This is a genomic window from Peribacillus sp. 05N428 (assembly GCF_056397085.1).
The window spans coordinates 39,120-63,511 of sequence record NZ_JBFTMS010000027.1 but is presented as its reverse complement, the minus strand read 5'-3'; the positions used below and the strand labels follow the sequence as shown (position 1 = coordinate 63,511).

Annotated in this window: 16 protein-coding genes and 2 riboswitches; of the genes, 2 read left to right on the top strand and 14 right to left on the bottom strand. The window is 41.8% G+C overall.

Translation table 11 applies throughout. The annotated features are described in order from the left end of the window. The coding region (locus tag AC1DIV_RS21120; protein WP_477577357.1) for a hypothetical protein at nucleotides 1-186 on the top strand (186 nt) is incomplete at its 5' end. Between the two features lie 240 nt (nucleotides 187-426). Here AC1DIV_RS21120 and ptsG read toward each other — a convergent pair. The 14 genes from ptsG to AC1DIV_RS21050 all read right to left on the bottom strand — a co-directional run bounded on the left by ptsG (nucleotide 427) and on the right by AC1DIV_RS21050 (nucleotide 23,839). After that, on the bottom strand, nucleotides 427-2,496 hold the full coding sequence (ptsG, locus tag AC1DIV_RS21115; protein WP_477577355.1) for a glucose-specific PTS transporter subunit IIBC: 2,070 nt from the start codon (nucleotides 2,494-2,496) through the stop codon (nucleotides 427-429). Between the two features lie 213 nt (nucleotides 2,497-2,709). Further along, nucleotides 2,710-3,552, bottom strand: coding sequence for a glucose PTS transporter transcription antiterminator GlcT (gene glcT / locus AC1DIV_RS21110; protein ID WP_034306152.1), 843 nt, complete (start codon nucleotides 3,550-3,552; stop codon nucleotides 2,710-2,712). A 153-nt stretch (nucleotides 3,553-3,705) separates the two neighbouring features. Next, nucleotides 3,706-5,037, bottom strand: coding sequence for an NCS2 family permease (locus AC1DIV_RS21105; protein ID WP_034306155.1), 1,332 nt, complete (start codon nucleotides 5,035-5,037; stop codon nucleotides 3,706-3,708). 104 nt (nucleotides 5,038-5,141) lie between these two features. Then, nucleotides 5,142-5,243: riboswitch (purine riboswitch) on the bottom strand. Between the two features lie 224 nt (nucleotides 5,244-5,467). Beyond that, on the bottom strand, nucleotides 5,468-7,024 hold the full coding sequence (guaA, locus tag AC1DIV_RS21100) for a glutamine-hydrolyzing GMP synthase (RefSeq protein WP_048689550.1): 1,557 nt from the start codon (nucleotides 7,022-7,024) through the stop codon (nucleotides 5,468-5,470). Nucleotides 7,025-7,165: 141 nt separating this feature from the next. After that, nucleotides 7,166-7,267, bottom strand: a riboswitch (purine riboswitch). A gap of 36 nt (nucleotides 7,268-7,303) precedes the next feature. Then, on the bottom strand, nucleotides 7,304-9,505 hold the full coding sequence (locus AC1DIV_RS21095; protein WP_477577354.1) for a DUF4129 domain-containing transglutaminase family protein: 2,202 nt from the start codon (nucleotides 9,503-9,505) through the stop codon (nucleotides 7,304-7,306). Beyond that, nucleotides 9,502-10,656: a DUF58 domain-containing protein gene (locus AC1DIV_RS21090; protein WP_323599202.1), complete on the bottom strand. Its 1,155-nt coding sequence runs from the start codon at nucleotides 10,654-10,656 to the stop codon at nucleotides 9,502-9,504. The genes AC1DIV_RS21095 and AC1DIV_RS21090 overlap by 4 nt, the downstream gene beginning before the upstream one ends. Nucleotides 10,657-10,694: 38 nt before the next feature. Next, nucleotides 10,695-11,651, bottom strand: a complete 957-nt coding sequence (locus tag AC1DIV_RS21085) for an AAA family ATPase (protein WP_063595380.1) — start codon at nucleotides 11,649-11,651, stop codon at nucleotides 10,695-10,697. A gap of 819 nt (nucleotides 11,652-12,470) precedes the next feature. Then, on the bottom strand, nucleotides 12,471-12,953 hold the full coding sequence (gene essA / locus AC1DIV_RS21080; protein ID WP_052137216.1) for a type VII secretion protein EssA: 483 nt from the start codon (nucleotides 12,951-12,953) through the stop codon (nucleotides 12,471-12,473). Next, entirely contained in the window at nucleotides 12,940-15,867 is a 2,928-nt protein-coding gene (gene esaA / locus AC1DIV_RS21075) for a type VII secretion protein EsaA (protein ID WP_477577352.1), read from the bottom strand. The genes essA and esaA overlap by 14 nt, the downstream gene beginning before the upstream one ends. Beyond that, nucleotides 15,860-20,341 carry a type VII secretion protein EssC gene (gene essC, locus AC1DIV_RS21070; protein ID WP_477577350.1) on the bottom strand — a complete coding sequence of 1,494 codons (4,482 nt, stop codon included), beginning with the start codon at nucleotides 20,339-20,341 and terminating at the stop codon, nucleotides 15,860-15,862. The genes esaA and essC overlap by 8 nt, the downstream gene beginning before the upstream one ends. A 30-nt stretch (nucleotides 20,342-20,371) precedes the next feature. After that, the gene (gene essB, locus AC1DIV_RS21065) at nucleotides 20,372-21,715 is read right to left on the bottom strand and encodes a type VII secretion protein EssB (protein ID WP_340878416.1); all 1,344 of its coding nucleotides are present in this window, start codon (nucleotides 21,713-21,715) and stop codon (nucleotides 20,372-20,374) included. Nucleotides 21,716-21,785: 70 nt separating this feature from the next. After that, entirely contained in the window at nucleotides 21,786-22,025 is a 240-nt protein-coding gene (gene yukD / locus AC1DIV_RS21060) for an ESX secretion system protein YukD (RefSeq protein WP_053537134.1), read from the bottom strand. 95 nt (nucleotides 22,026-22,120) lie between these two features. Next, nucleotides 22,121-22,411 carry a WXG100 family type VII secretion target gene (locus AC1DIV_RS21055; RefSeq protein ID WP_034306171.1) on the bottom strand — a complete coding sequence of 97 codons (291 nt, stop codon included), beginning with the start codon at nucleotides 22,409-22,411 and terminating at the stop codon, nucleotides 22,121-22,123. A gap of 513 nt (nucleotides 22,412-22,924) precedes the next feature. Further along, nucleotides 22,925-23,839, bottom strand: coding sequence for a nucleoside hydrolase (locus tag AC1DIV_RS21050; RefSeq protein ID WP_477577358.1), 915 nt, complete (start codon nucleotides 23,837-23,839; stop codon nucleotides 22,925-22,927). Nucleotides 23,840-24,150: 311 nt separating this feature from the next. Between AC1DIV_RS21050 and AC1DIV_RS21045 the strand changes: the two genes are divergently transcribed. Further along, entirely contained in the window at nucleotides 24,151-24,333 is a 183-nt protein-coding gene (locus AC1DIV_RS21045; protein ID WP_048689530.1) for a hypothetical protein, read from the top strand. Nucleotides 24,334-24,392: the final 59 nt, after the last annotated feature.

The window sequence follows — 24,392 nt, the reverse complement described above, 5'->3', positions numbered from 1 at the left end:
TGTATTAGGCACGCCGCCAGCGTTCGTCCTGAGCCAGGATCAAACTCTCCGAAGAAATGTTTGACTTGCTCATTTGCTTTTTTGATAGTGTGTGCTCACTTAAAATTTAACGTTGGCGCTTTGTTTTGTTCAGTTTTCAAAGAGCAATATTTTCCATCGCTTCGTTTAGCGACTTTATTAGTATAACATCCTCCAAATACAAAGTCAACAACAAGTTATCATTTACTTGTTTGTCTTGTTTGTCTCAAGCGGTGTATTTAATATATTAGCACTTGCATATAGATAAGTCAATTTAATCTTTTAAAATTAACTTCATTTTTTTCACTAAACCACTTTCTTTCTATAAAAGCCGGTCCATGCCAAAGAATCATCAAAAAAAACAGGAGGGCAGCTGATTATAGCCACCCTCCCGTTATTTATTAATGATTATTTATTGATGGAGATTACGTCCGCTTCTTCCCTATCTACATTTCCGGCCTTTTCAATCTTGACGCTTTCACCTTCAGAAAGGTTAGTAAAGACGATTGGCGTAATGATAGAGCTAGCATTGTTTTTGACATACTCTATATCAACTTTAAGCAATGGCTGCCCGCTTGTCACTTTATCTCCTTGAGCGACAAGTGCTTCGAAACCTTTGCCTTCCAACTTAACTGTATCGATCCCGACATGAATCAAGATTTCACGTCCAGCTTCGGAAACGATACCTATTGCATGTTTAGTCGGGAATAAATTAACGATCGTACCGTCCACAGGAGAAACAACCAACCCATCCTCGGGTACAATTGCAAATCCATCGCCCATCATTTTTTCAGCAAAAACTGCATCAGGCACTTCCGTGATCGGTTTTAATTCCCCATTAATAGGAGAAACAAAGCGCTCGGAAACTTCATCCGTCCGTAAAGGTTTCGGGACCACATCCTCGATTTGCTTTTCCACACCTACTTCAGGAGACGCTTCTACTTTACGAGGCCTTTTTCCATCAATGATATCTTTCATTTGCCCCTTGATCGTTTCTGAACGAGGTCCGAAGATAGCCTGGATGTTATTGCCCACTTCCAGAACTCCAGCGGCACCAAGTTTCTTCAGCCTATTTTTATCAACGTTACCGATGTCATTGACCGATACACGAAGACGGGTAATGCAGGCATCCAAGTGAGAGATGTTTTCTTTTCCGCCCATGGCATCCAAGATATCCCCAGGAAGACTTCCAGCAGAACTTGTAGATTCTTCCGCTTCCTCATCCTCTTCCACTTCACGACCAGGAGTTTTAAGGTTAAACTTCCTTATTGCAAATCGGAATCCAAAGTAATAGATAACCGCAAGGACTAAACCAACCGGAATAACAATCCATGCATTGGTTTGCGGATTGATTAAACCAAACAGTACGTAATCGATCAAACCACCCGAGAACGTCATCCCGATTTTCACGTCCAGTAAATGCATGGTCATGAATGATAGACCGGCAAACAGACAGTGAATCCCGAAAAGTACCGGTGCAACAAATAAGAATGCAAATTCAAGTGGCTCAGTAATCCCAGTCAAGAATGATGTAAGTGCTGCAGAAGCCATCAATCCCCCGACTATTTTCTTTCTTTCCGGTCTTGCTTCATGATAAATGGCCAAAGCTGCAGCTGGTAACCCGAACATCATGAATGGATATTTACCAGTCATGAAGGTACCGGCCGTTAAATTCTGTACGCCATCTTTAATTTGTGCCATGAAGATGGCCTGGTCTCCTCTGACTGGCGTTCCCCCTCCTTGAGGGATATAGCTGCCAAATTCGAACCAGAATGGAGAATAGAAGATATGATGCAATCCAAAAGGAATCAGCGCACGTTCTACAACCCCAAACACGAAAGCTCCAAGTGTCAGGTTAGCACCCAACATATTTTCGGAAAATGAATTTAACCCCGATTGAATCGTTGGCCAAATCAAAATCATCAGCAGCCCAAGAATAACTGCGCTTGCAGCTGTTACAATGGGTACAAAACGTTTACCTGCAAAGAATCCTAAATAAGATGGCAGTTCAATTTCATAAAACTTATTATACATAACAGCAGCCATGACACCGACGATAATACCGCCGAACACACCTGTTCCCAACGTCGGGATTCCCAGAACATTGGTATACACCGCACTATTGTTCTCAATGTCGGCAGCGTCAATGCCAAGAACAGTTCCCATCGTTACATTCATAATCAAGAAACCGATAATCGCGGCAAGGCCGGCAACACCATCTCCACCAGCTAACCCAATTGCGACCCCCACAGCAAACAACAAGGGAAGATTCCCAAAAATAATATTTCCGGCATTCTCCATTACCGATGCGACCATTTCCACTCCGCCACTCGCAAGAAACGGGGCGATATCCAACAAAGTTTCGTTTTGCAATGCATTACCAAACGCAAGCAAAATTCCGGCCGCTGGTAAAATGGCTACAGGAAGCATCAAAGCTTTACCGATTTTTTGCAAAACACCAAACAACTTCTTAAACATAGGTTTTCCTCCTCTTTACTGTTTTTCCATGCTAATAAAACGGTTACATTTACGATGGTATTCATCTTCCCACGCATCAGAATTCAAATACAAAAAAGGCATAAGCAAAGATAGGATTGAAATGAAAATTCAGGTATATAATACCCTCTTTCATAACAATCATTCTCCTCACTTATGCCTGATCGAATCAGTAACACGTAAGTTAATGTATGTTTATTTAATTTTCTTTTGTAATCGTTGGATATGCATCGTTAGATAGACAGCTTCCGCATCACAAACCGGCTTGCCTAATTTCTGCTGCATAATTTTTATTAGCTTCCAAGAGATATTGTAACACAAAGGATATTCTTCTTTCAATAGCATTGCTATTTTTTCAGGTTCCTCTACTTTTTCCCCAGCAAGCACCCTGTCTATCATGAATCTTAAATGACGGACCAAACGTGAATAGTCTATGCTATCCTTATTAATTTTCACATTGAGCTGTTCTTCAACAACTTGGATAAGGTGATAGATTAACTGCGAATGCTGATTGACTTCCGATAAGTCTTTATTTGATATTGCGCTATGAATATGAAGCGTAATAAAACCGATTTCCCCTTGGGGCAGGCCTATGCCTGTCTTATCTTGAATTAATTCTACTACATCGACAGCAATATCATGTTCAAAAGGATAAAGGGTTATCGTTTCTTTCAAGAATGGGTTTTTGATAGTCATTCCTTGTGAAACACGCTGAAGGGCGAACAATAAATGATCTGTTAAACCGACATGTATATGTTCATTTAGCTTTCCGGTTACCCGGTCATTAATGAGATGAATGGATTCTATAATGGCTGCTTGAAGATTTTGGTCGATTTGCGGCAAGAGTTTTTTGTAACTTTCCTGTTCCTTAACATTTTTCAGGACAAACGTTTTCTCCGCTAGTTCCGGACTCAACTCTTCGCCTTTCTTTCGGTTGAAGCCTAAGCCCTTTCCAATAGTAACGACTTCTCCATACGACGGATGCGTGGCAATCACCACATTATTGTTCAAAACCTTTTCAACGATAAAACCATTCATTTTTCTCCCTCTTTTTTTCTCAAAGTCATCCCTATGCCCCATACAGGATAAAGTACTTAGTACTTAGTACTATTACTATACACGATATGAGCTTTCTCTTACAACATGAAAGAAGAGCCCCGAAATCAGGACTCTCCTTACTTACTTGCATTATTACTTCAAGAAAATGAAATATAGCAGGAAGACGACTCCAAGACCCCACATGATCGGATGAACCTCTTTTGCTCTTCCTTTCATCGACATAGTGATTGGATAGAAGATGAATCCGCAAGCTATACCTGTTGCAATTGAATATGTCATAGGCATCATGATGACCGTAAAGAAGGCCGGAACCGCAATTTCAAACTTTTGCCAGTCAATATTTTTAAGTGATGATGCCATTAATACTCCGACTATAACCAATGCCGGCGCAGTCACAGCAGATGTCACCACTGATAGAAGCGGGAAGAAGAAAAGGGATAGGACAAACAGCAACCCTGTCACTACAGCCGCAAAACCGCTTCGAGCACCAGCAGCAACACCTGATGTGGACTCTACATAAGATGTCGTGGTGGATGTACCAAGAATTGCACCTGAAACGATGGATAATGAATCAGCAAGCAATCCTTTACCCACTCTAGGAAGAACATTATCCTTCATCAATCCAGCTTGTTGTGCGACAGCCACCAGCGTACCGGCTGTATCAAAGAATGCTACGAACAAGAAAGTCAGTATCACGATTAACATTTGACCAGTGAAGAGATCACCGGGATTTCCAAAGGCATCGAACGCAACCCCGAATGTAGGCGCTATGCTAGGAACGGCACCGATAATTTTGTCCGGCACCGGAACTTGTCCAAAGATCATTCCTGCAATGGCTGTAATGACCATTCCTATGAACACGCCGCTTTTGACGCCTCTCGTCATCAAAATGACGGTTACGACAATTCCAAACACAGCCAATAAAGTATTTCCTGATGTCAAATCGCCCAGTCCGACAAGAACGCTGTCATCATTCGTGATGATACCAGCATTCTGAAACCCTACAAAAGTAATGAATAAACCGATACCGGCTCCAACTGCGTATTTCAATTCGACTGGAATTGCATTAATGATTTTTTCACGTATTCCCGATAGGGAAAGTAAAACGAAGATAATACCTGAAATCAATACTCCTGTTAAAGCCGTCTGCCAAGGAATTCCAAAGCCAAGCACAACGGTAAAAGCGAAGAAAGCATTCAATCCCATACCCGGCGCGAGCGAGATTGGATATCTGGCTATGAGTCCCATCAATATCGAGCCGATTGCGGCTGACAATGCGGTTGCGGCAAAAACCGCTCCGTAGTCCATTCTTAGTTCATCCGGATAGTCCTCGATGCTTTGTAAAGTCAGCATTACAGGGTTTACAACCAGGATATATGCCATTGAAAGGAAAGTAGTTAGTCCACCAAGTATTTCACGGCGATAATTAGTTCCCAGCTCGTTAAACCGAAAATAATTTTTCATTATGAGTCTCCCCCATCATAAAATCGTGCCAACAGAAAATGCCCCATTCGCTTACGAACGGGGCTTGACTGCGGTCATGTAAAGAAGTGGCGGTTTATCCAAACACGCCAATCCTTCCACATCGTAGTCAAGCCGTTCACGGCAGCTTGGTAGAAACTTTTGGGCCATATCCCCAATATTATACGACAATTATGTTTTTTTATTATTATAGGTATAGTTTATCAGTCACTAAAATAATCGTCAATATACCAAACGAATAATTTTTATGTAATTTTAGGCAATGTTCGCGTTTCGCTATATATCCCTTACTTATCATGGCTATATCTTCGCCAACATACGTAAAATGTAAGGAATCTACATATTCAAATACTATTTCAACAAAAAAATCAGTGAAGGTTAATTCCTTCACTGATTGGATGGTTTTAATCTACTATTCCCACTCGATCGTTGCAGGCGGCTTAGACGTAATGTCATAAACGACGCGGTTTACATGGTTTACTTCATTAACGATTCTCGTTGAGATGATTTCAAGTACATCCCATGGGATTCTTGCCCAATCGGATGTCATTCCGTCAATGGACGTAACCGCACGGATTCCGATTGTATAGTCATACGTACGTGCATCGCCCATTACCCCTACGCTACGAATGTTAGGAAGCACCGTAAAGTACTGCCAAATTTCGCGTTCCAAACCATTTTTTCTAATTTCTTCACGTAAAATATGGTCAGACTCACGAACGATTTCTAGTTTTTCATCTGAAATTTCACCTAATACACGAATACCTAAACCTGGACCAGGGAATGGTTGACGCCAAACGATTTCGTCCGGAATGCCCATTTCACTTCCAAGTGCACGCACTTCATCCTTGAATAGTGTGTTCAAAGGCTCAATCAATTTAAATTGCATATCTTCCGGCAGACCGCCAACGTTGTGATGTGATTTAATTGTTTGTGCAGTGGCCGTACCACTTTCAATAATGTCTGTGTAAAGTGTACCCTGTGCAAGGAAATCAATTCCTTCGAGCTTCGTTGCTTCGTCATCGAATACGTAGATGAACTCGTTACCGATGATTTTCCGTTTTTGTTCAGGATCTGAAACGCCAGCAAGCTTCGATAGGAAACGTTCTTTTGCATCGACCTTGATTACGTTCATATTGAAACCTTCCCTGAATGTTTCCATTACACCTTCGGCTTCCCCTTTACGAAGTAATCCATGATCAACGAAAATACATGTCAGCTGATCGCCAATCGCTTTATGGATCAATACAGCAACAACGGATGAATCCACCCCGCCGCTCAATGCGCATAACACTTTTTTATCTCCGACCGTTTGGCGGATTTTCTCCATCTCGATTTCAATGAAGTTCTCCATTGACCAGTCACCTTTACAGCCACAAACGCCGAATACGAAATTTTTCAAAATGTCATTACCGTATACGGAATGACGGACTTCTGGATGGAATTGCACAGCATACAATTTACGAGACTCGTCACTCATAGCCGAAATTGGGCAAGACGGGTTCGTCCCATCTATTTGGAAACCTTCAGGCGTTTCCACCACTAAATCACCATGGCTCATCCAGACGATTTGTTCTTTTGGCAGGTCACTGAATAACTTGGACTCATTTTGGATAGCAAGTGTCGCTTTTCCGTATTCACGGTTCTTCGCTGGCTCCACCTTACCGCCAAAATGTTTGGTCATAAGCTGCATGCCATAACAAATACCGAAAATCGGAAGACCCATTTCGAATATACGTTCATCACAACCAAATGCATTTGCATCATAAACACTGTTCGGGCCCCCTGAGAAGATGATTCCCGTTGGGTTCATTTTCTCAATTTCTTCTGCAGTAATTGTATGAGGATGAAGCTCACTGTACACACCAAATTCACGGATACGACGAGTGATCAATTGATTATATTGGCTTCCGAAATCAAGTACTACGATCATTTCCTGGTTTTTTTGCAATTCTGTTTTCCCCGGCACAAACGTCACCTCTATCAATGTAATTCACTCATAAAATCGAGTGATAATTCTTATAAAAAATATTATCATAAAAAAAGAAAAACTAAAAATCCACCCTCAAAAATACAGAAAAAGTACAGACGAAGGCAGATTTTCAGCTTTCCTGTTAAAATCCGCCTTCATAGTCAAATCATTTACGGTGATTCGGTAGAAACTTTCGATCCATATTATCGAGGATATATGAAGGATATATTAGTTTAAGTTAGTTTTTGTTATTGTATCAATATAATAAAAACCTGGTCAAGAGCTAGTTTTTCTCATTAAGCTTTCCCAACCCTTTTGAAAGTGTTTCCATTCCCCATCTTCCGCGTCTCCACGATATATCATTAACTCGTATCCAGCCGTCAATTCACTCATCTCATCTGTAGCGTACACTGCATCCACATAGGCGGCGTACTCCCTTAAGGTTTGCCCCTCCGGCCGAACTAAACCAGCCCGTTTTAATTGTTTCAATAATATTAAATAAGCTGTCGAGAAATGAGCATCGGTTTTCTTTCTATAACGAAGAATCTGCAGATGAGGAATCCACTTCCTTCTGAGGAAATAACCGATAGAAGCAAAAATCAATCCACCTGATAATGTGATTGCAGACCATTTTAAGAACCCTTTTATGTTCCCAAAACCCGTTTTCACGGAGGATTGAGTTTCCCTATCTGGTGTATCCTGGCGTTCCCTGGTCTCTTTCTTTGTTTGCTCTTCATTAGTCGGGGTTTCTTCAGGTTTCTTGATTGCTTCCTGTTTCAATTCCGAATCGTAAAATTCAACTTCTCCATTGAAACCCTTTGTCGGCTCGAAGGGAATCCAGCCTATCCCTGAAAAATAAACCTCGACCCAGGAATGTGCATTATTATTGGTCACTTTATAAACGGATTCGCCATCAAGTATTGATTTTTCCCCTTCGGTATAGCCCTTTACCCACCTTGCAGGTATATTGGCGGCCCTTAGTAAAACGACCATGGCAGTTGAAAAATTATCGCAATACCCTATCTGTGTCTCGAATAAAAATTGATCGACATAATCTTGATTGCTCTCTGGATACGGAATATCGTCCTTGGAATAAATGAATTCAGCTCCGTCAAAATAATCCTCAATGGCTTTTGCTTTATCGTACCAATTCGTTTCATTCCTTGTCAGCCGGGAGGCCAATTCAAATATCCGGTTTGGCAATCCCTCTGGAAGCTGAGTGTTTTTTTCCATTAATAAATCCATGGAATCGTCGGGTTCCGTCACCTTCCTTAACTCAGCTATATCAAAACTTGGCATATCATAAACCAGTTCATACTCTTTCATGGAAAGTCGTTCGCCATTACCCTGTTCAGAAATAAATTTGTCCCTCTCCTGATAATATTTGAAATCCTGCCCGTTTTTGCCCTCAATCTTTTTTACATATCCGGACTGCGGATGAAGGATATGTGAATATGATTCCGTCATGGATACTTTTGCCGTCATTTCTTCAGTCCTCACCAATTCAGGGACGTCGTAAATATCTAAAGTTGCCATATCCTGCCCGTTGGAAAAAGTGTGAAATTCCGTTTCCGGTATGGAAACCCACCCTTTACCGGTATAAATATTCTTGTTCTCGACTTTCCAGTAATGTCCTGCAGAAGCATTATTATAAAAAACGATGGAACTATCCGGCTCTATCGAACCGCCAAGATCCGAATCGTCTTCATCATATCCGACACTTTTACGCTTCGAATCACCGTCTTCTTTCACAGCTTTATCAGAATAGGAAGTAATATAAGGCACCGGGTCCGGCCACTGTGGAGAGAGCTTTGGGGCAGCGAAACCGACAAGGACACTTACCAATATCATGCCGGTCAGCATCAAGATCCACTTATTGATGGAAGCCATCGGGAACTTAATCCTCTCCTGTATCGTTAGCCGCAGCAGGGAAAGCAAGCCGAGCATCAAAAACCCGATGATGATGATTCTTATCATTGCCCTATCCCCCGCATAAGGAGTGAATGTATCGAGTACAGATATAAAAATCACCGTTAACATAAAAAAGAAAAAGATGCTTTGCCTCACCATCACCCAGTAATGGATCAAATATGTCACAAGCCAAAGAAGGACAAAAAATAGAAACGTTCGAAATGGATTTGTGATCAACTCCCAATTCCCATCATATATAAAACCAAGATTGCCCTTAAAATCTGCTAGAAACCCTTTCAGCCATGACAATTGATATAAAGCCTCTTTTGAATGGAGGAACTGTAATGAAATCATTATATAAGCACTAATGAGAATAAATCGGATCGACCAATGTATGCGGAAATAATGCAGTAGCAGGGAGTAGAACAAAAATAAGATAAAAATGATGATATTACCTGTATCGGTAAGTCTATCGACAGGCCTTAACCATTCAGTAATCAACAACAAACCAAATACATACATGAGGACGTGCATGAACCTTTCCAATTTTTCGGTAGTGACATTCATTTCACCATCACCTCTGATCTGCCAAACTTTAGATGACCATGTTCAAAAAAGCTAATCTTTATCCCCCTCGAAACAGCTGTAGACATTGAAAACCTTTCCTCATCAGTAAGATCTGCCTGTTTCTTCACGCATAACATCAATCCCTGATTAGGCCGGAAAGCACTCAATAAGTCCACCTTTTCTAAGGTTAAGTCTGAAACGATGAATATCACAGCAGCGTTTGCCGGAAGAATTCCCTCCCGGACATTTTCGTTCAATGCGTTTACAACACCCGGCTCTTCTTTAGCAAGCCGGTAAAAAATCTTTCGTTTCTGTTTGTTGCCTGCTGCTGCCGGTATGATTAACCTCGACCCCATACTCACATACCCAATTTCCATGCCTTTCTTTAACATGGCATGGGCAATAGAAGCTGCCATTTCAATGGATTCTTCGAATAAATCAGAAGGCTTTTCATCAAGCATGATGAATACATCCCGGTTTTTCTGCACCTCGAATTCCTTCGTCATGATTTCACTCGTCCTGGCAGTCGCCTTCCAGTTAATCCAAGACAATTGATCGCCTGGCTGATATTCCCTTACACCGGAGACCACTGAATGTTCCCGTTGTGTTTTCTTTGTTGAAACCACTGCCCCCTGATTGAACACTCGATCAAGATCACTGTAGGCAAGCTCGTGATAACGAGGAAAAACGGTTATTTTCAAAGGTGAACTATATATCGCTTCCTTTTCGACCAGCCCGAAAAAGTCCCCAATCCAAAAGCGGATCGATTGAAACGAATGCTCTCCCCGCTGCAAGTTTTCCAAGGTATATGACATGCTGAAGGTACGCTTGAATCCCGGAAAGATAATTATTTTCCTTTGTAGTCCCCTATCTTCCATCTGCTGAGGAAATTCCTCCTCTACCACCATAAATAATAGGGGCAGCCGGTTTTCACGCGTAAACGTCAATGCTATCTCAACAGATTCACCAGCCTGGCATTCCCTTTTATTGACCTTTCTCTCAACGGTAAAATCATGCAGCGGATAAAACAGCAGGATCAAAGCGTACACAGAAAACGGCAAAAATGAATAAAAAATGAACCAACTGACAAAACCGCCTTGAAACATTGCATAGCAAAAGGAAACAGTCATGAGTAATACAAGTCCGATCACACTGATATTTCCCCTTAGAATGTTGATGAATCTTCGCATTAGGTCACAGCCCGCTTCACAGGCACTTTTGTTGTCGCGACAATTTCATGTATCACCATTCCAGCATCGAAGCCCTCATAATTCGCTTCAGGCTTCAAAATAAGCCGATGGGAAAATACGAAAGGCACTAAATATTGAACATCGTCAGGCAGAACATAGTCCCTGCCCTGGATCAGCGCGTAAGCCTGGGCTGCCTTCATCAATGCTATCGATCCACGAGGGCTCACCCCTAAGTAGACCCCTTCATGTGAACGTGTTTGATTCGCCAATTCAACAATGTACCGTTTTATTGTGTCATCCACTATCACCGCTTTCACCTCAGCCTGTAATTCTATCAATTCATCCAAGGTGATGACGGATTCCAATTCCTCTAGCGGTGCCGTGTATTGAGCCCTATGTAGAACCTCTATCTCTTCTTCCACACCTGGATAGCCCATTTTCATTTTTAATAGGAATCTATCCAATTGAGCCTCCGGCAGCGGATATGTTCCCTCGTACTCGATTGGATTTTGTGTCGCCATTACGAAAAAGGGCTTCTCCAATCCTCTTGTGACACCATCAATCGTCACACTTGCCTCTTCCATCGCTTCAAGCAATGCAGACTGGGTTTTCGGCGAGGTCCGGTTTATTTCATCAGCTAAAATAATATGGCCCATTATCGGACCTGGCCTAAAGATGAATTCTTGTTCCTTAGGATTGAAGATCGAAACGCCAGTAACATCCGAAGGAAGTAAATCAGGCGTGAATTGAATTCGCTTGAAGCTTGCACCTATTGATTTTGCCAATGCCCTTACCATGACTGTCTTTCCCACACCCGGAACATCCTCCAATAAGACATGTCCGCCGGAAAGGAGTGCCACGATGCTTAGTTCTGCTATATCCCGTTTTCCGATAATCACCTTTTCGATATTCCCCAGAACCATTTCCAGTTTTTGATTGACCTGCTTATAAATCATTCTCTACCTCCCGGGATTCACATTATCACTATTATTTCATGTCTTCTCTATATCACATATTTTACATTAAGACCCAATTGAACCTTACATTGTAAGTTTACTAGATTATCGGAAAACCATAAACGAATTTGTTCTAAAATATTAAAGCGGTTTACTGAAAAAGGCAGGGTTAACTGTTTGCTTAGTGAATATGAACCAATGATGACGTCCATTTGTTTATTGAAAAAGGTCCTATCACGCCATGACCAAGGATTGGGGAAGCTGTTGAACTCGCAGACTGTTCAACCTGACTTGTTCAAATAACTGATAGGATACGCCAATAAATCGGCGCATCGCAGTTTGTAGACAAAAGGGTTTCGGAATTAAAAAATTCCGAAACCCTTTTGAAATTCCAATTTTGGCAGTTAAGAGAATTGGGCCGGGAAAAGCGCGTTTAGGGAGACCCCGCAGGCGCAAGCCGAGGGCGGACCGCCCTCGGAAAGCGAGTGCCTGGAGCGGAGATCAACGTCCAAATTGTACAAGCCATAAATAAACGGCAGGCAAACTCCAATAAATCGTCCACCTTTTCATAATTTCCCGCTCCTGTCATCAGGGCAATGAAGCCATGGCCTTCCGATCTGTATATTCTTAAGTTAACTTCTATTCTGTCTTGTTTATGCTAAAATGAATGCAATCCACTCCTAAGATATAAGAGGTACTGATCATGTATAAAAAATTCTTCATTTTGATCTTCGCAGCCGCCCTTCTTTTAGGGCTTATTAAAACCGTTATGGATATGTAGTTAAAACAGCCCGATTCCTGAGGGGAATCGGGCTGTTTTCATTTTCGTTTAACCTCTCCATTCAGCTTCCCCATTTTCGGGATAAGGATAAAAAACAAACAAACGACCAAAAGTGCCAAAACGATGCCTAGCAATATCGTCAGGTCAAAATTAAGCGAAGGCTCTGTTTCTTCTTCGTTTCTCGTTGGAATGCGGACCTCCGAGAATAATCCAAGCTGTTCTGATTTTGAAGCGATGGTATTATTTTGATTCTCCATTACAGGAGACTGAAACAGTGAGTCCTTCACCGAGTCAATGGCATCATATTTCCCTCTTTCAAAAGTGAGGTCCTTTTGTTCTTCAGGCAGTTTCCGCTTCTGTTCCAACAATCCTTCTTCATGGAAATACTCCGTTTGAATATCAATATCGTTTTCTTGATATTCATTGGGCTCCACCATCGGTTCCTCTTCCGCCCCGCCATGAGGTGCATGGCTAAAAAACAGGATGAGCAAGACAGGCATTACGTATTTATTCCACTTCATGGGCCATTGCTCTTCTTTCTGCAAGACGCTTCACTATATATGGAATGACCGTTGCGATAAGCGTCAGTACAATCAAGATGATACTAGCCGGAATGAATGCCGACTGATTACCGAATTGAATGGACATGTATACGTCCGCAACAGGGTGGTCTACATTGAAATTAGGCATGATTAAATCCAATAATGGAATGGTAAAGAAACTGATCAAACCAATCACCAGGATAGCACCGACAAACGGCCCAATCGAGAAGGCAAGTCGGGTAAACGCTGAACAGAAGAATAAAAGCAGGACGGTGAAGACGGTCCATTTAATCTCCTGCATATCTCCCAGTGGATAGATTTTCAAGCCATACATGCTGATGATTAAACCTACGATCAGATTCAATAAGGTAAACAAGGCTGCATGGACCATCATTGGAATGGTTTCATAATGATGCAGGAAGAAACCGATCAATATCCCAGAAATGAGTATGATCACCAACATGACGATCGGCGGGATATTAACCTTTTCCTGATGAAGGACCTCCCCGCTGATTTGTACGGGATTCGCTAAATATTCGTACACATACCCGTTCTCCTGATCATCGACTAGAGTGTTGTTCAAGACGCTATATACGTCCGTCTTGATTTTTTCGGTTGAGTCTACATTTTGGGACCAATTATCATTAAGCTGATCGGCCCTTTCCTGCACGGACCCCACTTTCGCTTGCAGGTCTGCTGTATCCTTCGTGACCGTTTCCTGTCTTTCCGCTACAGAATTGACAAGCTCGGAAATGAAGCCGACAGTTGTTGCCGTATTGTCTTGAAGTGATACAAACATTTCTCCATCAAGGTTAACTGGCGGTTCGGCCTCCATCTCAGGAACTTCCATATCACCCGACAAATTGGCAGACACTTCTTGAGCCTTGCCGGAAATTGCCGCCAATTCAGCTAAAGTGGCTTTTTGCCCCGTTTCAACGTTAGCATCATATTCTTTCATATAACCCATAATGGATTCCGAGAACATCCCGAAGTTCTCATTGACTCCTGCTAAACTGGCTTTAACGAGTTTCGCTTCTTCATCTACATTTCCGGAAACCCCATTTTTCAAGTTTTCCAATTCTTTTATATTGGCTGCAAATATCTTATCTACATTTGCTTCGGTGACTCTTTCAGCCAATTCACCATAAGATGAGAGTGAACCGTAATAGGCAAGGAGGGTAGTTGAATCCCGATTGATGATAGGATTCTCGAAGGCCTTCACAAGCACCGCTCGCCTTTCTCCCCCCACCTTTTCTAGAAGTGACTGTTCGAGAGTCTTGATTTCTGCGACGGCCTCTTCGATTGTCATACTCTGGATGTCCTGTAATTTTTGAATATCTTCCTGTGACTTTTTCCATTGGTCGCCTAAATCCTTATAATTCGTGCCGAGTTCATTATAATCAGCTTGTAATTGCGTAAACTGCGCCAGCAGGTCATTATATGAATCTACCAGTGTATTAAACTCCGTTATCACTTGGTTATAATTCCCCGTTCTGCCGCTTACCGTTCCGCTGAGATTATTGATTTCCGTTTGGAGTTCCGCTGTAAGGATGTTGAGTTGTTCAGCAGCTCCTTCACTTCCTTCTGCCGGCACCAAACTTTCAAGTGCCGTGTTGATCCCATTGATTTGATCCAGCAATACCTGCAGAGACAGTTCATCAACCGGGTCCTTCTTGTCAGGTGCAGCAGCTGATTCACCTTTTCCCGTTTCCGTTTCAATATCCTCTATAGGCGTCGTTCCTTCACCTATATCCTCCCCATCACCAGAGCTGCTTGCAAGATTTCCTCTTTGCATAAGCAAGGTTGACTGAAGGTTATCAAGACCCGCCTCTTCCGATTGTTTCAATTGTTCAATCGAGCTTTGTTGATCTTGGGTGATTTTCGTAATTTGTTCTACTTGTTTGTCTTTCATGCTTGTTGAAAATTGTTCCAATTCATTACTGCTGGAATCAAGTTTCTGCTGCATGATTCCAACATTTTCTCTAATGCCTTGATCATTAAGGCTGTATTTCGTATTCATCCCTTGCTGAATCTCTGGTATAGATTTATTCCCCTCATTCAGCACCTTGTCGTATGACTGCACACTCTCCATGACAAGCTGTTGATTTTGGGCAGAGGCCTTCTCAAAAAGGATACTTTGAGCTTTTTGATATTCCTCAAAAGAAACAACATCTTTCACAAATGAAGCCATTTGAGTCTTCGTGTCCCCTATTTCACCCATTGTTTCAGTACTTGTTTTGCCAGCATCTTTCGTCTCGGCAAAAACTCCTTCAAGCATGTCCTTATGCTGCTTGATTTCGCCTGCAAGACTTTCCGAGCTTGGAGTATAAAACTCATACATCGTGTTTTGAAAAGCGATTTCTTTAGCAAGGACATTATCGAACTTCTTACGGATGTCCTCGACTGATTGGGAAACATAGCTCCAATACTGTGTGGAAATATGCTTATTCATTTTGCTCTTTGTTTTCTCTAATTCCTTTTGTACCTTTTCCATGTTCTCTGCATTCAAACTGGGTTGTACCTTGTACTTTATCCCCGCCTTGACAGGCTGTTCATCATCGAACGTATAAATATTCTCTGAAAAATCGGATGGAAAATATATGACTGCATCGTACTTTTCATTTGCAAGTCCACTTTCCGCCGTACTTCTATTTACCACAAACCACTCATATTCAGAATCCTTGTCCAGTGTAGTAACAAGCTCTGAGCCCATGTAAATGGGGTTATTGTTAAATTCTGTCCCATTATCTTCATTTACAATGGCGATTTCGCGAGAAGCCGTTTCCGTCTTTTTCATTGGATTTTGGCCAATATAAGAAAAAAACAAGATTGGCAGCGCTAAGATCACCAGTATTTTACCGATTAACAGCATCGGTTTTATTTTTTCAGACACTCTCTTGCACTCTCCTTCTTTCTTCACTTAGCGGAATTTGGATTTTACACTCCTGGCCATTCAGCACAAAGTATCCGTAACCCGGCTGTATTTCTTCTTCTTTTCTGGAATAGGAGAGGGTGTACAAGCTTTGGTCCGATTTTTTAAGAAGCAAAACAGCCTGTCTGACTTGTTTCAGTTCGGTTGTCAACGAATCATACCCCTTCGTGAAGTCGTTGGCATTTCCAGCGACAATCAGACTAAACCCGAGATGGCTGTATTGTTTCATCAAACTGCTGATCCTATCCTGAATCCTGCCGTCTATCGTTTGTTGGATCCTTGAAATGCTATCTATGACAAATATGACCGGTGGGAATTCCAGTTGCTTCATCGGTGTCAATTCCAATGCCGCAAGATAACTTCGCTCACGTTCTTCAAATATTCCAGTGATATGATCGAGCCATTCGGTTATCCGCTCTTTTGTTTCCACATAGCTCACCTTCTCCTCAAAAGCATAAGAAGATAGGCCGCGATCCACTCCGTCAAATAATCCAATTTCGCCGACCGCCTGTGTAAGCAACGATTCCAGCAGCACTTTAAGGACATTCGTTTTCCCTTTACGTGACTGTCCTACGACAAGCAGGAATGGATTGGAATTCAACTCCACGAATACAGGTGTAACGCTTTCCTCTGAAAGCCCGATTGGAATGGTATCCTTCTTAATCGTTTGTGAGCAGTAACTCTTGAAGCTGCTGGAATCAAGACGTGCCGGTAACATCCGAATCGCCGGCGGTTTGTCCATTTCCTTATATTTAACCTTATGTTCTGCCACAGCTTGTTTCATTTCTTCCAAAACGGCTATATCATCCGCTCCATCGGCTGGTAAGTAAATCTGGGTGAGATAGGTTTGGTCCTTTTTCACCAACGCCCTGCCAGGAACAGGTTCATTTTCATAAGGGGTTCTCCCCAAAACTGAATATTTTTCCGAACTGTCCATTAAGTAATGGACGACCTTCGTCTTAAGGCTATTCATTAACGGCTGGCGAATCGCATTGATTCTCGTTGCCGTTAAAATCATGAAGATTCCAAGTGATTGTCCATCACGTGCAAACTGAACGAATTGGGCTTCCTGATCCTGCATCTCATCCTTCACTATGTCAAAATTGTCGACCACGATATAAATAATCGGCAATTTATCTTCCACCAATGCATTATAGAGCTTTATGTTACTAAGCTCCTTTTCTGAAAAAAGCTGCTTACGCCTTTCCATTTCCGCCTTCATGAATAACATGAATTTTTCGATTTTCCTTAACTCATCGAACCTAAAGTATTCCCCAGTATGAGGCAGCTGGCGCATTGGCAGTAAAGCGCTATTCCCGAAGTCGAAAATATAATAATGCAGTTCTTCAGGAGTGAATTGATCTGCAAAACTAAAGAGAAGTGTCAAAACGGTGGTTGACTTGCCGTACCCGGAAGAACCAAAAACCCCAATATTCCCATCGTCAATCCAGTTATAGACATAATTGGTCTGGCTTTGCAATTCGGGCTCATCCTTCATTCCCAGGTGGAATTGATTCATCGTCAGGCTTCTCTCAGGGTTTCTTGATAAACGATCAGAAAGAGGCGGCAGCCATGGGCTTGCCAACTTCTTAATCTCCATTTCTTCCTGTATCGCCACAATTCGATCCGCCACGGCTTCAATTTCACTAATCTTTTCTTTCCTCTTATTAGTGACCTGTTCCGATACATTTGAGATTTGAACAAGACCGAGGTCCGTGACAAGTGCCACTTCATCCTCAGATCCAACCGTATCCTCTAAATATGGGGCACCGCTCCACGCAGACTGGAACAATTCATAAACCTCGTTATTTCCTACCTGCAAATATCCCCGTCCGGTAACAGTAATATTTGCCGCATCGCTATTTTTAAGAATTTCCTTACTATCACTGGCATCCTGCACTTTCAAGGAAATTTTAAAACGAGCATTGCTCCAAATCTGGTTATCAATTACACCGCCCGGCTTTTGTGTAGCAAGAATTAAATGAACTCCCAAGCTCCGTCCAATTCGCGCAGTGCTCACTAATTCGCGGATGAAATCGGGTTCTTCGTTTTTAAGTTCCGCAAACTCATCTGATATCAAAAATAAGTGCGGTAACGGTTCATCCGCTTTGCCTTCTTTGTATAAGTCCGTGTAATCGTTGATATGATTGACTTCGTATCGATCAAACATGCGCTGGCGTTTCTTCAATTCACTATTGATGGATGCTAGTGCCCTGGCACTGAAGTTCTTGCTTCCCTCAATATTCGTAATGACTCCCAGCAGATGCGGAATCTGCCTGAATGGCTGTGCCATTCCACCGCCTTTATAATCAATGAGCAAAAAGGCAACTTCATGTGGATGATAATGAACGGCTAATGATAGGATGTAGGTTTGCAGTAATTCACTTTTCCCCGATCCTGTCGTTCCGGCAACCAATCCATGGGGGCCATGCGCCTTTTCATGCAAGTTCAATTCAACCCTATCCGTTTTCCCTTTCAATCCAATCGGAACTGCCAAGGATTTGGAAGACAGATTGGTCCGCCAGTTTTGGCTGATGGGCAGATCTTCCACTTCACGAGCTTTCAATAATTCAAGGAATGAAACCGTTTCTGGTATGGAATTGTTCATGCCTTTTTGATGATCTAATGAACGGAGCGTACGTGCATAACGCTCATTTCCTTCTTTTGAATGTGCATCAAGTTTAAAAGGAGTATGAACGGCCTTCGTTTGCTGGATGAGAATCTCACCCTCAAAATCATTAATGTACTTAACAAGCGTATGGACATTTTCTGTCAAACTTTCTTTTGCATCCGCTGCAAAAATCGTCGAGATGCCTAAATCGTCCGTTTTGCCTTCTAAATATTCCAATATGACATGCTCAGCAATTAAATTACGATCCGTGACAATAAAGACAAAGTGGGGAGTGAATCTCACTTTCCCTTTGTTCTCATCCAAATCTCTTTCCCTTAATAGCTGATAAATCGAGGTCAGCAGCTGGTCACGTGATTGCTCATTATATATGAATCCTTTTGCATAGGCATGCGGCAATTGAAAATGAGGGAGCCATTTCATCCATTCCCATTCCTGATAATCCTTTTCCGGAAAGATGGCGACAAATCGAACATCATGATAACTGTGAAAAAAGGCCAGTTGCCCAATCAATTGCTGCAGCTCCCGTTTAACAATCGATTCCTTTCCGACCAGGCCCATCGATCCGCTTGATAAATCGATCGATAACGGAAGATCTTCCAGGTTTTTGTACACATCCACAAGTTCCTGCGACTGCTCAAGTAAATCATCTATATCCCGATTGGACATATCGCTGCTATTTACCGACACCTGATAACTTGAGGGTATGGTCGCCGTTCCGATCTTAAAGTGCAGAGCATCTTCACTTTCCAGAGTTCGTTCCCATATACGATCGCTAATACCATCAGTTAGAAGCTTCATCCTTTCAAAGGAGGGGTAATGATAGAACAGCACATTCTTTTGTTTTTCAGACAGCTCTTGAAGTTCTTCCCTCTTCTGCTCTAGATACCTGGTATATACACGTTGGCGTTTTTCTTCTCTGAATTTTTGCTTCTTTTTGTCTTTAAAGTATTGTACCGTCGAGGTAACTAAAGTCGTCGTGAACATCACAATCGATATGATGATGAAAATGCCCCGCGGCTGAATGACCGTGATGACCCCCATGACGATCAGCATCATTAAGGGCGGCATAAGGATTAACCATAACCCTCTATTATTATCTTCTGCTTCTTGGCTCGGAAAAGATATCGTCACTTTCTCATCCGGCAATTCGTAGATCATCCTTGGTGTCCGGCGATACTGTGGATAGTTTTTTTTCATTTCAGAGATTGGCTTCTTCATTTTAGCTAATGATGTTTCATAACTTTCGGCGCTATGAATCATCAATAAGTCGCCTTCAATCAACCTCAGCACCATATGCGGCCAGCAAACCAGATCACCATTTTGGATGGGAACAGCCTTCGTTACCCTTTCACCATTCAGGAATATCCTGCCATTTCCCTCTGGCATGAGGTGCCACTGCCCTTTATGCAGCACAAGGGAAAAGTCATTGCCGGAAACGGGTCCTTCTTTACGAATGGTCGCTCCCGCCTTGTCCGATAAAGTGATTTCTTTCAAGTTGCCTATATAATAGAGGCTTTCTTCCAATTCCCCTGACGTATAAAAAATCTCGACCGTTTCTTCTCCTTCTTGAAAGGTGAAGCTATGGAATGGCTTTACATCGCCAAGCTTCTTGCCCTCTCTAAACACCTCATATTCATCAAGTCCCTCATTTTTTTTCAGCATGATAGGACCTTGTTCAAAAGGAATGGAATAAACGGTGATCGTATCCTGTTTTGATGGCCCAATCGAAATTGGACCGTTATGATTATCCTTGATCGTAAAGGATTGGTAGGTCCCACTAGAATAAATCCATAATAAACTCATTAAATCTCACCTCCGCAAAAGGCCCATTGCTCACTCTTTGCTTTTCTCTTTTTCTTCAGTTGATTTTTTGGAGGAATCCTTACTTTCTTCTTTTCCCCCAGAAGCAGGTTCGTTTTCCACTTCTTCTTTTACAGCAGGTTTTGCTTCCGCTGCGCCTTTATCCTCTACATTCGAATCTGTTGCAGCAGGGTTCTGACCTTGCTGTTCCTCCATTTGCTTATCCAATTCCTTTTTTTCCTTTTCATATTGGGACAGCTCAGTATCGACTTCTTTAATTTGCGTTTCCTTTTCTTCCCCAGATAGGCTATCGTCCAACTTAATCTGTTCTTTCTGGTTTACCAGCCCATACATAATCAATTCGCGATCCTCCATGATTCTCGCCAAATCGATCGCTTCCTCGCTCATGCCCCTGCCTATATAAATCCAATATAGGAGATACTGACTATCCGTTTGCAACGTGATTGCATTTTCCACGTTTTTCCTGGCCACTCCCTCCAATGGTTCATAAGTGACGTAGGACTTCGCCAGTTCATATTGAACGACATACGGCATCTTTTTCGGATCGTAGTTTTCCAAACGGTCAATGACTTCACTGTATTTTTGTTTTAAGAAGCTTTCACCGCTTTCTACATATGCTTCCTGCTTAGGGTGTGAGAAGAATAGTGTGTAAATCGTAAACAATAGCAGTGGCACGAGAACGATCACCGTACCCCAAAGTGTATAACGGCCCGTTTTCCATTTCTTTTCAGGGATATGTACAAATGCCTTTTCTTCCTTCTCTAAAGCTTCTATCCGGTTTTGAATGACCGTGGAAAGTTCATCCCAGGTCCCCGATGACAATATACTTTGTGATTCGTTCGATAGTTTCAGTGTTTTATGGTAAAGCAGATACTCTTCGAATGTATGCTGCCCATCCACAAGCGCCGAAATCGTTGCCTTCGTTTCTTTAAATAACTCATCTTGATTATGCTCATAAGGAGGCAAACTGTCTTTTACGCCATAATGCAGGAAATATGGGGTTAAGCTTGAATCAAAAACGATATTTTCCGGACAGACGACTAGTTGCAGGCGATTCAATTCATGATTCCTTATTTTCTTCAGGATTTGATAAGACGATAACCATTTACTCAATGGATTTTTATCTTTAGCTTTGGAAAAAACAAAAAAAGAGGCTGGTGGATTTACTCTGATCTTCACCTCGTCCTCTGTCACTTCTATATGTTTCTGGAGAGCATCATCCGCTTCATGAATAAGCTGTAATTCCAGTGGGTCCTGCATCGATAGTTTTGCCCGTTGGAAAACGAACGAATGCCCCTTATCATCCTTCATCATTGCAGCTTCTGTTTTTTTCTCCAGATATGGTTTCTCATCCATTTTATGTAACTCCTTTACCCCTGCTAAAGGGCTTTAGACTTTTTTCCTATAAAGAGTCCACACCTATCCATTAGAGGATCTCAAGGCGGTCCCCCGTCGTAATTCCGCTATCAAGCAGGGTTTCATAACCTGAACATACGAACTCTTTATTCTGAACCCGCACCCAATAGCCTTCTTTAGGTGCACTGGCAATATCCTTTACCTGCCATATTATCTCCACAACCTTCTTGATGGAGCGGTAATTCGACACTTGCAAATCAAATACTTCCCCTGTATACCTGTTTAAATCGATCGTTAGTTGAATATATATGGAAACCACCTCTTTTAAAGCAAAAAAGCACCACGATCTTCAAAAAGAGTCGCGGCGCTTTTTCCTAGAAATTCTTTTTCTCATTTACCTAATGATTATCCGCGAATTTGACTAGCAATCTGATTATCTGTGTCTTCAAGGATTTGAGCTGATTTATTCAATTGTTGAGAAACTTCATTCAACAAGCGAGCCATATCCATGAATGAAGGCTTTAATTCTTCGTACTGACCTACGAAAGCCTCACTGGAGGAACCTTCCCAAATACCAGTTAAATGATCTCTCATTCTATCTAAACGACCAATCATATCCGTTACTTGTTGGCTCTCATTATCATATTGTCTAGCTACATCTTTCAGTTCTGAAGGTGTTACGCGAATTTGTGACATAGAAAAAATCCTCCTTTTATCTTATATAGTACATTTTAATAGAACCATACATTTTCTGCCATATAAATAAGCGCAAAGTCGAAAAATGGTAAATTATAATTATGCAAAAAAACCTAAATATGGCATTATGAAAGTCTATGTACCTGTTTTCCCAAACCTTTAAACCCATTTTTTAATTAATTTTTAATATTTTACTTTTTTATGGTAAAAAAAGTACCTTATACCCAATATTTCTGAACCGTTATCCATTAATATGGTTTTCACCATAATAATAGTGACTTTCGACTTTCTTTTCTACGAAATTAATCAAACGTTTGATTAAACTCTGAAAAGCAATTTTTATAATTGATCGAATATAAACCATTTACAAAAGGACATCAGAATGAATGGAAGACCATTTGTACCATGCTATTTTCAACTTTATTCTGACAGGAATCCTTGTCCTATAGCGAGAATCGATATATCCAACAGAAACAGGCCAGCTTTTCCCAATGATTCAATTACGTTGCTTAGTCATATAACCCGTTCCAAAAAATGCTTCAAAAACCGCTCACTTTCCACATTCGTACAGACACGGATTCTAGGTTCGCCATCCTTTTGACCGATTGTCCTGCCTGCTTCTTCACCCTCGGTCACCACCTTGACGCTCATCCATTCTGTCCTGACAAAACTTGAATCAATCGCAACCCCGACTGCAAGCGGATCATGAAGGGCGCAACCACCCAAACCTGGATGGGAGTTTTCATATGCTTTCATATAATAATCGGTCATTTCGGCTAAAAATTCGGCGCTTTCCTTACCAGTGGCACGCCAATCATCAAGCTTCGATTTCAGTAGGTATGTTTGCAGGGTCACATCAAGCCCCACTAGGGTGATCGGCAGTCCTGAAGTCAATACCTGATGGGCCGCTTCTGGATCTGATATTATGTTCGCTTCAGCATAAGGGGTTACATTTCCTGGTACGTTTACGGAACCGCCCATAATTACGACCTCTTTTACAAGCGACATGATCATCGGCGCTTTATTGATCGCCAATGCGATGTTAGTCAGTGGCCCAACTGCAATGACCGTAATTTCATGCGGTCGGCTTTGCACTTGATCGATAATGAAATCTGCTGCATTTCCTTGTGATGCTTTGATGGTTGGTTCAAACCGAAGGGTATTTCCTAACCCGTCTTCCCCATGAACATGCTTGGGATACCGCTTCTTCCTTCCGCGTACCAAAGTTTGGTCAGCACCTTCATATACTGGTATGCGCCTATTTAATTTCTCCAAGACGGCAAGTGTATTACGGGTCGAATCAACAACGGGCACGTTACCAAAGCAAGTGGTGAATCCGAGCACTTCCAATTCAGGGGAATTTAAAGCATATGCCATCGCCATGGCATCATCTATCCCCGTATCTACATCAAATATGATTGGTTTCAATTTTTCCACACCTTCCAAAATCACTTTTTGCTTTAACAACTCATTGCTTCTCTTATCTCTTCCTTATGTATAAAGAAACACTGTTTTCCAACTGAATTTTAACATTCAACGATAGCCCAGTTCCACAGAAAGTTAGGAATACTCATAATTCACAAACAAATGACAAGTACAGGCGGTACTTGTATCTACCCAGTAAAAATAGTTGACCGCCCATAAATATCAATGATATAAAAAGTGAAAAGAAGAAGTTGTACCACGAATTAGTTATGAATACATGCGTACGAATTTATGATATCCAAGGTGGAAAAAGGATGAAAATGTTTAAGTTGATTGAAGATGTTCCATCAGCGTATAAAAAAGGAACAAAATTCTTTTTAATATCGCATTCTGAATTCATTGGCGTGAAAAGTTATGTATTACTGGCAGAAGATTTGAAAGGAAAGATCGAAGTAACGGAAGAGGAATTGAGGAATAAATTCGTTTCCATCCATTGATTCCCAGCGGCCCATATAAACTTAAAAAAGAGGGAATTCCATTACTGGAATTCCCTCTT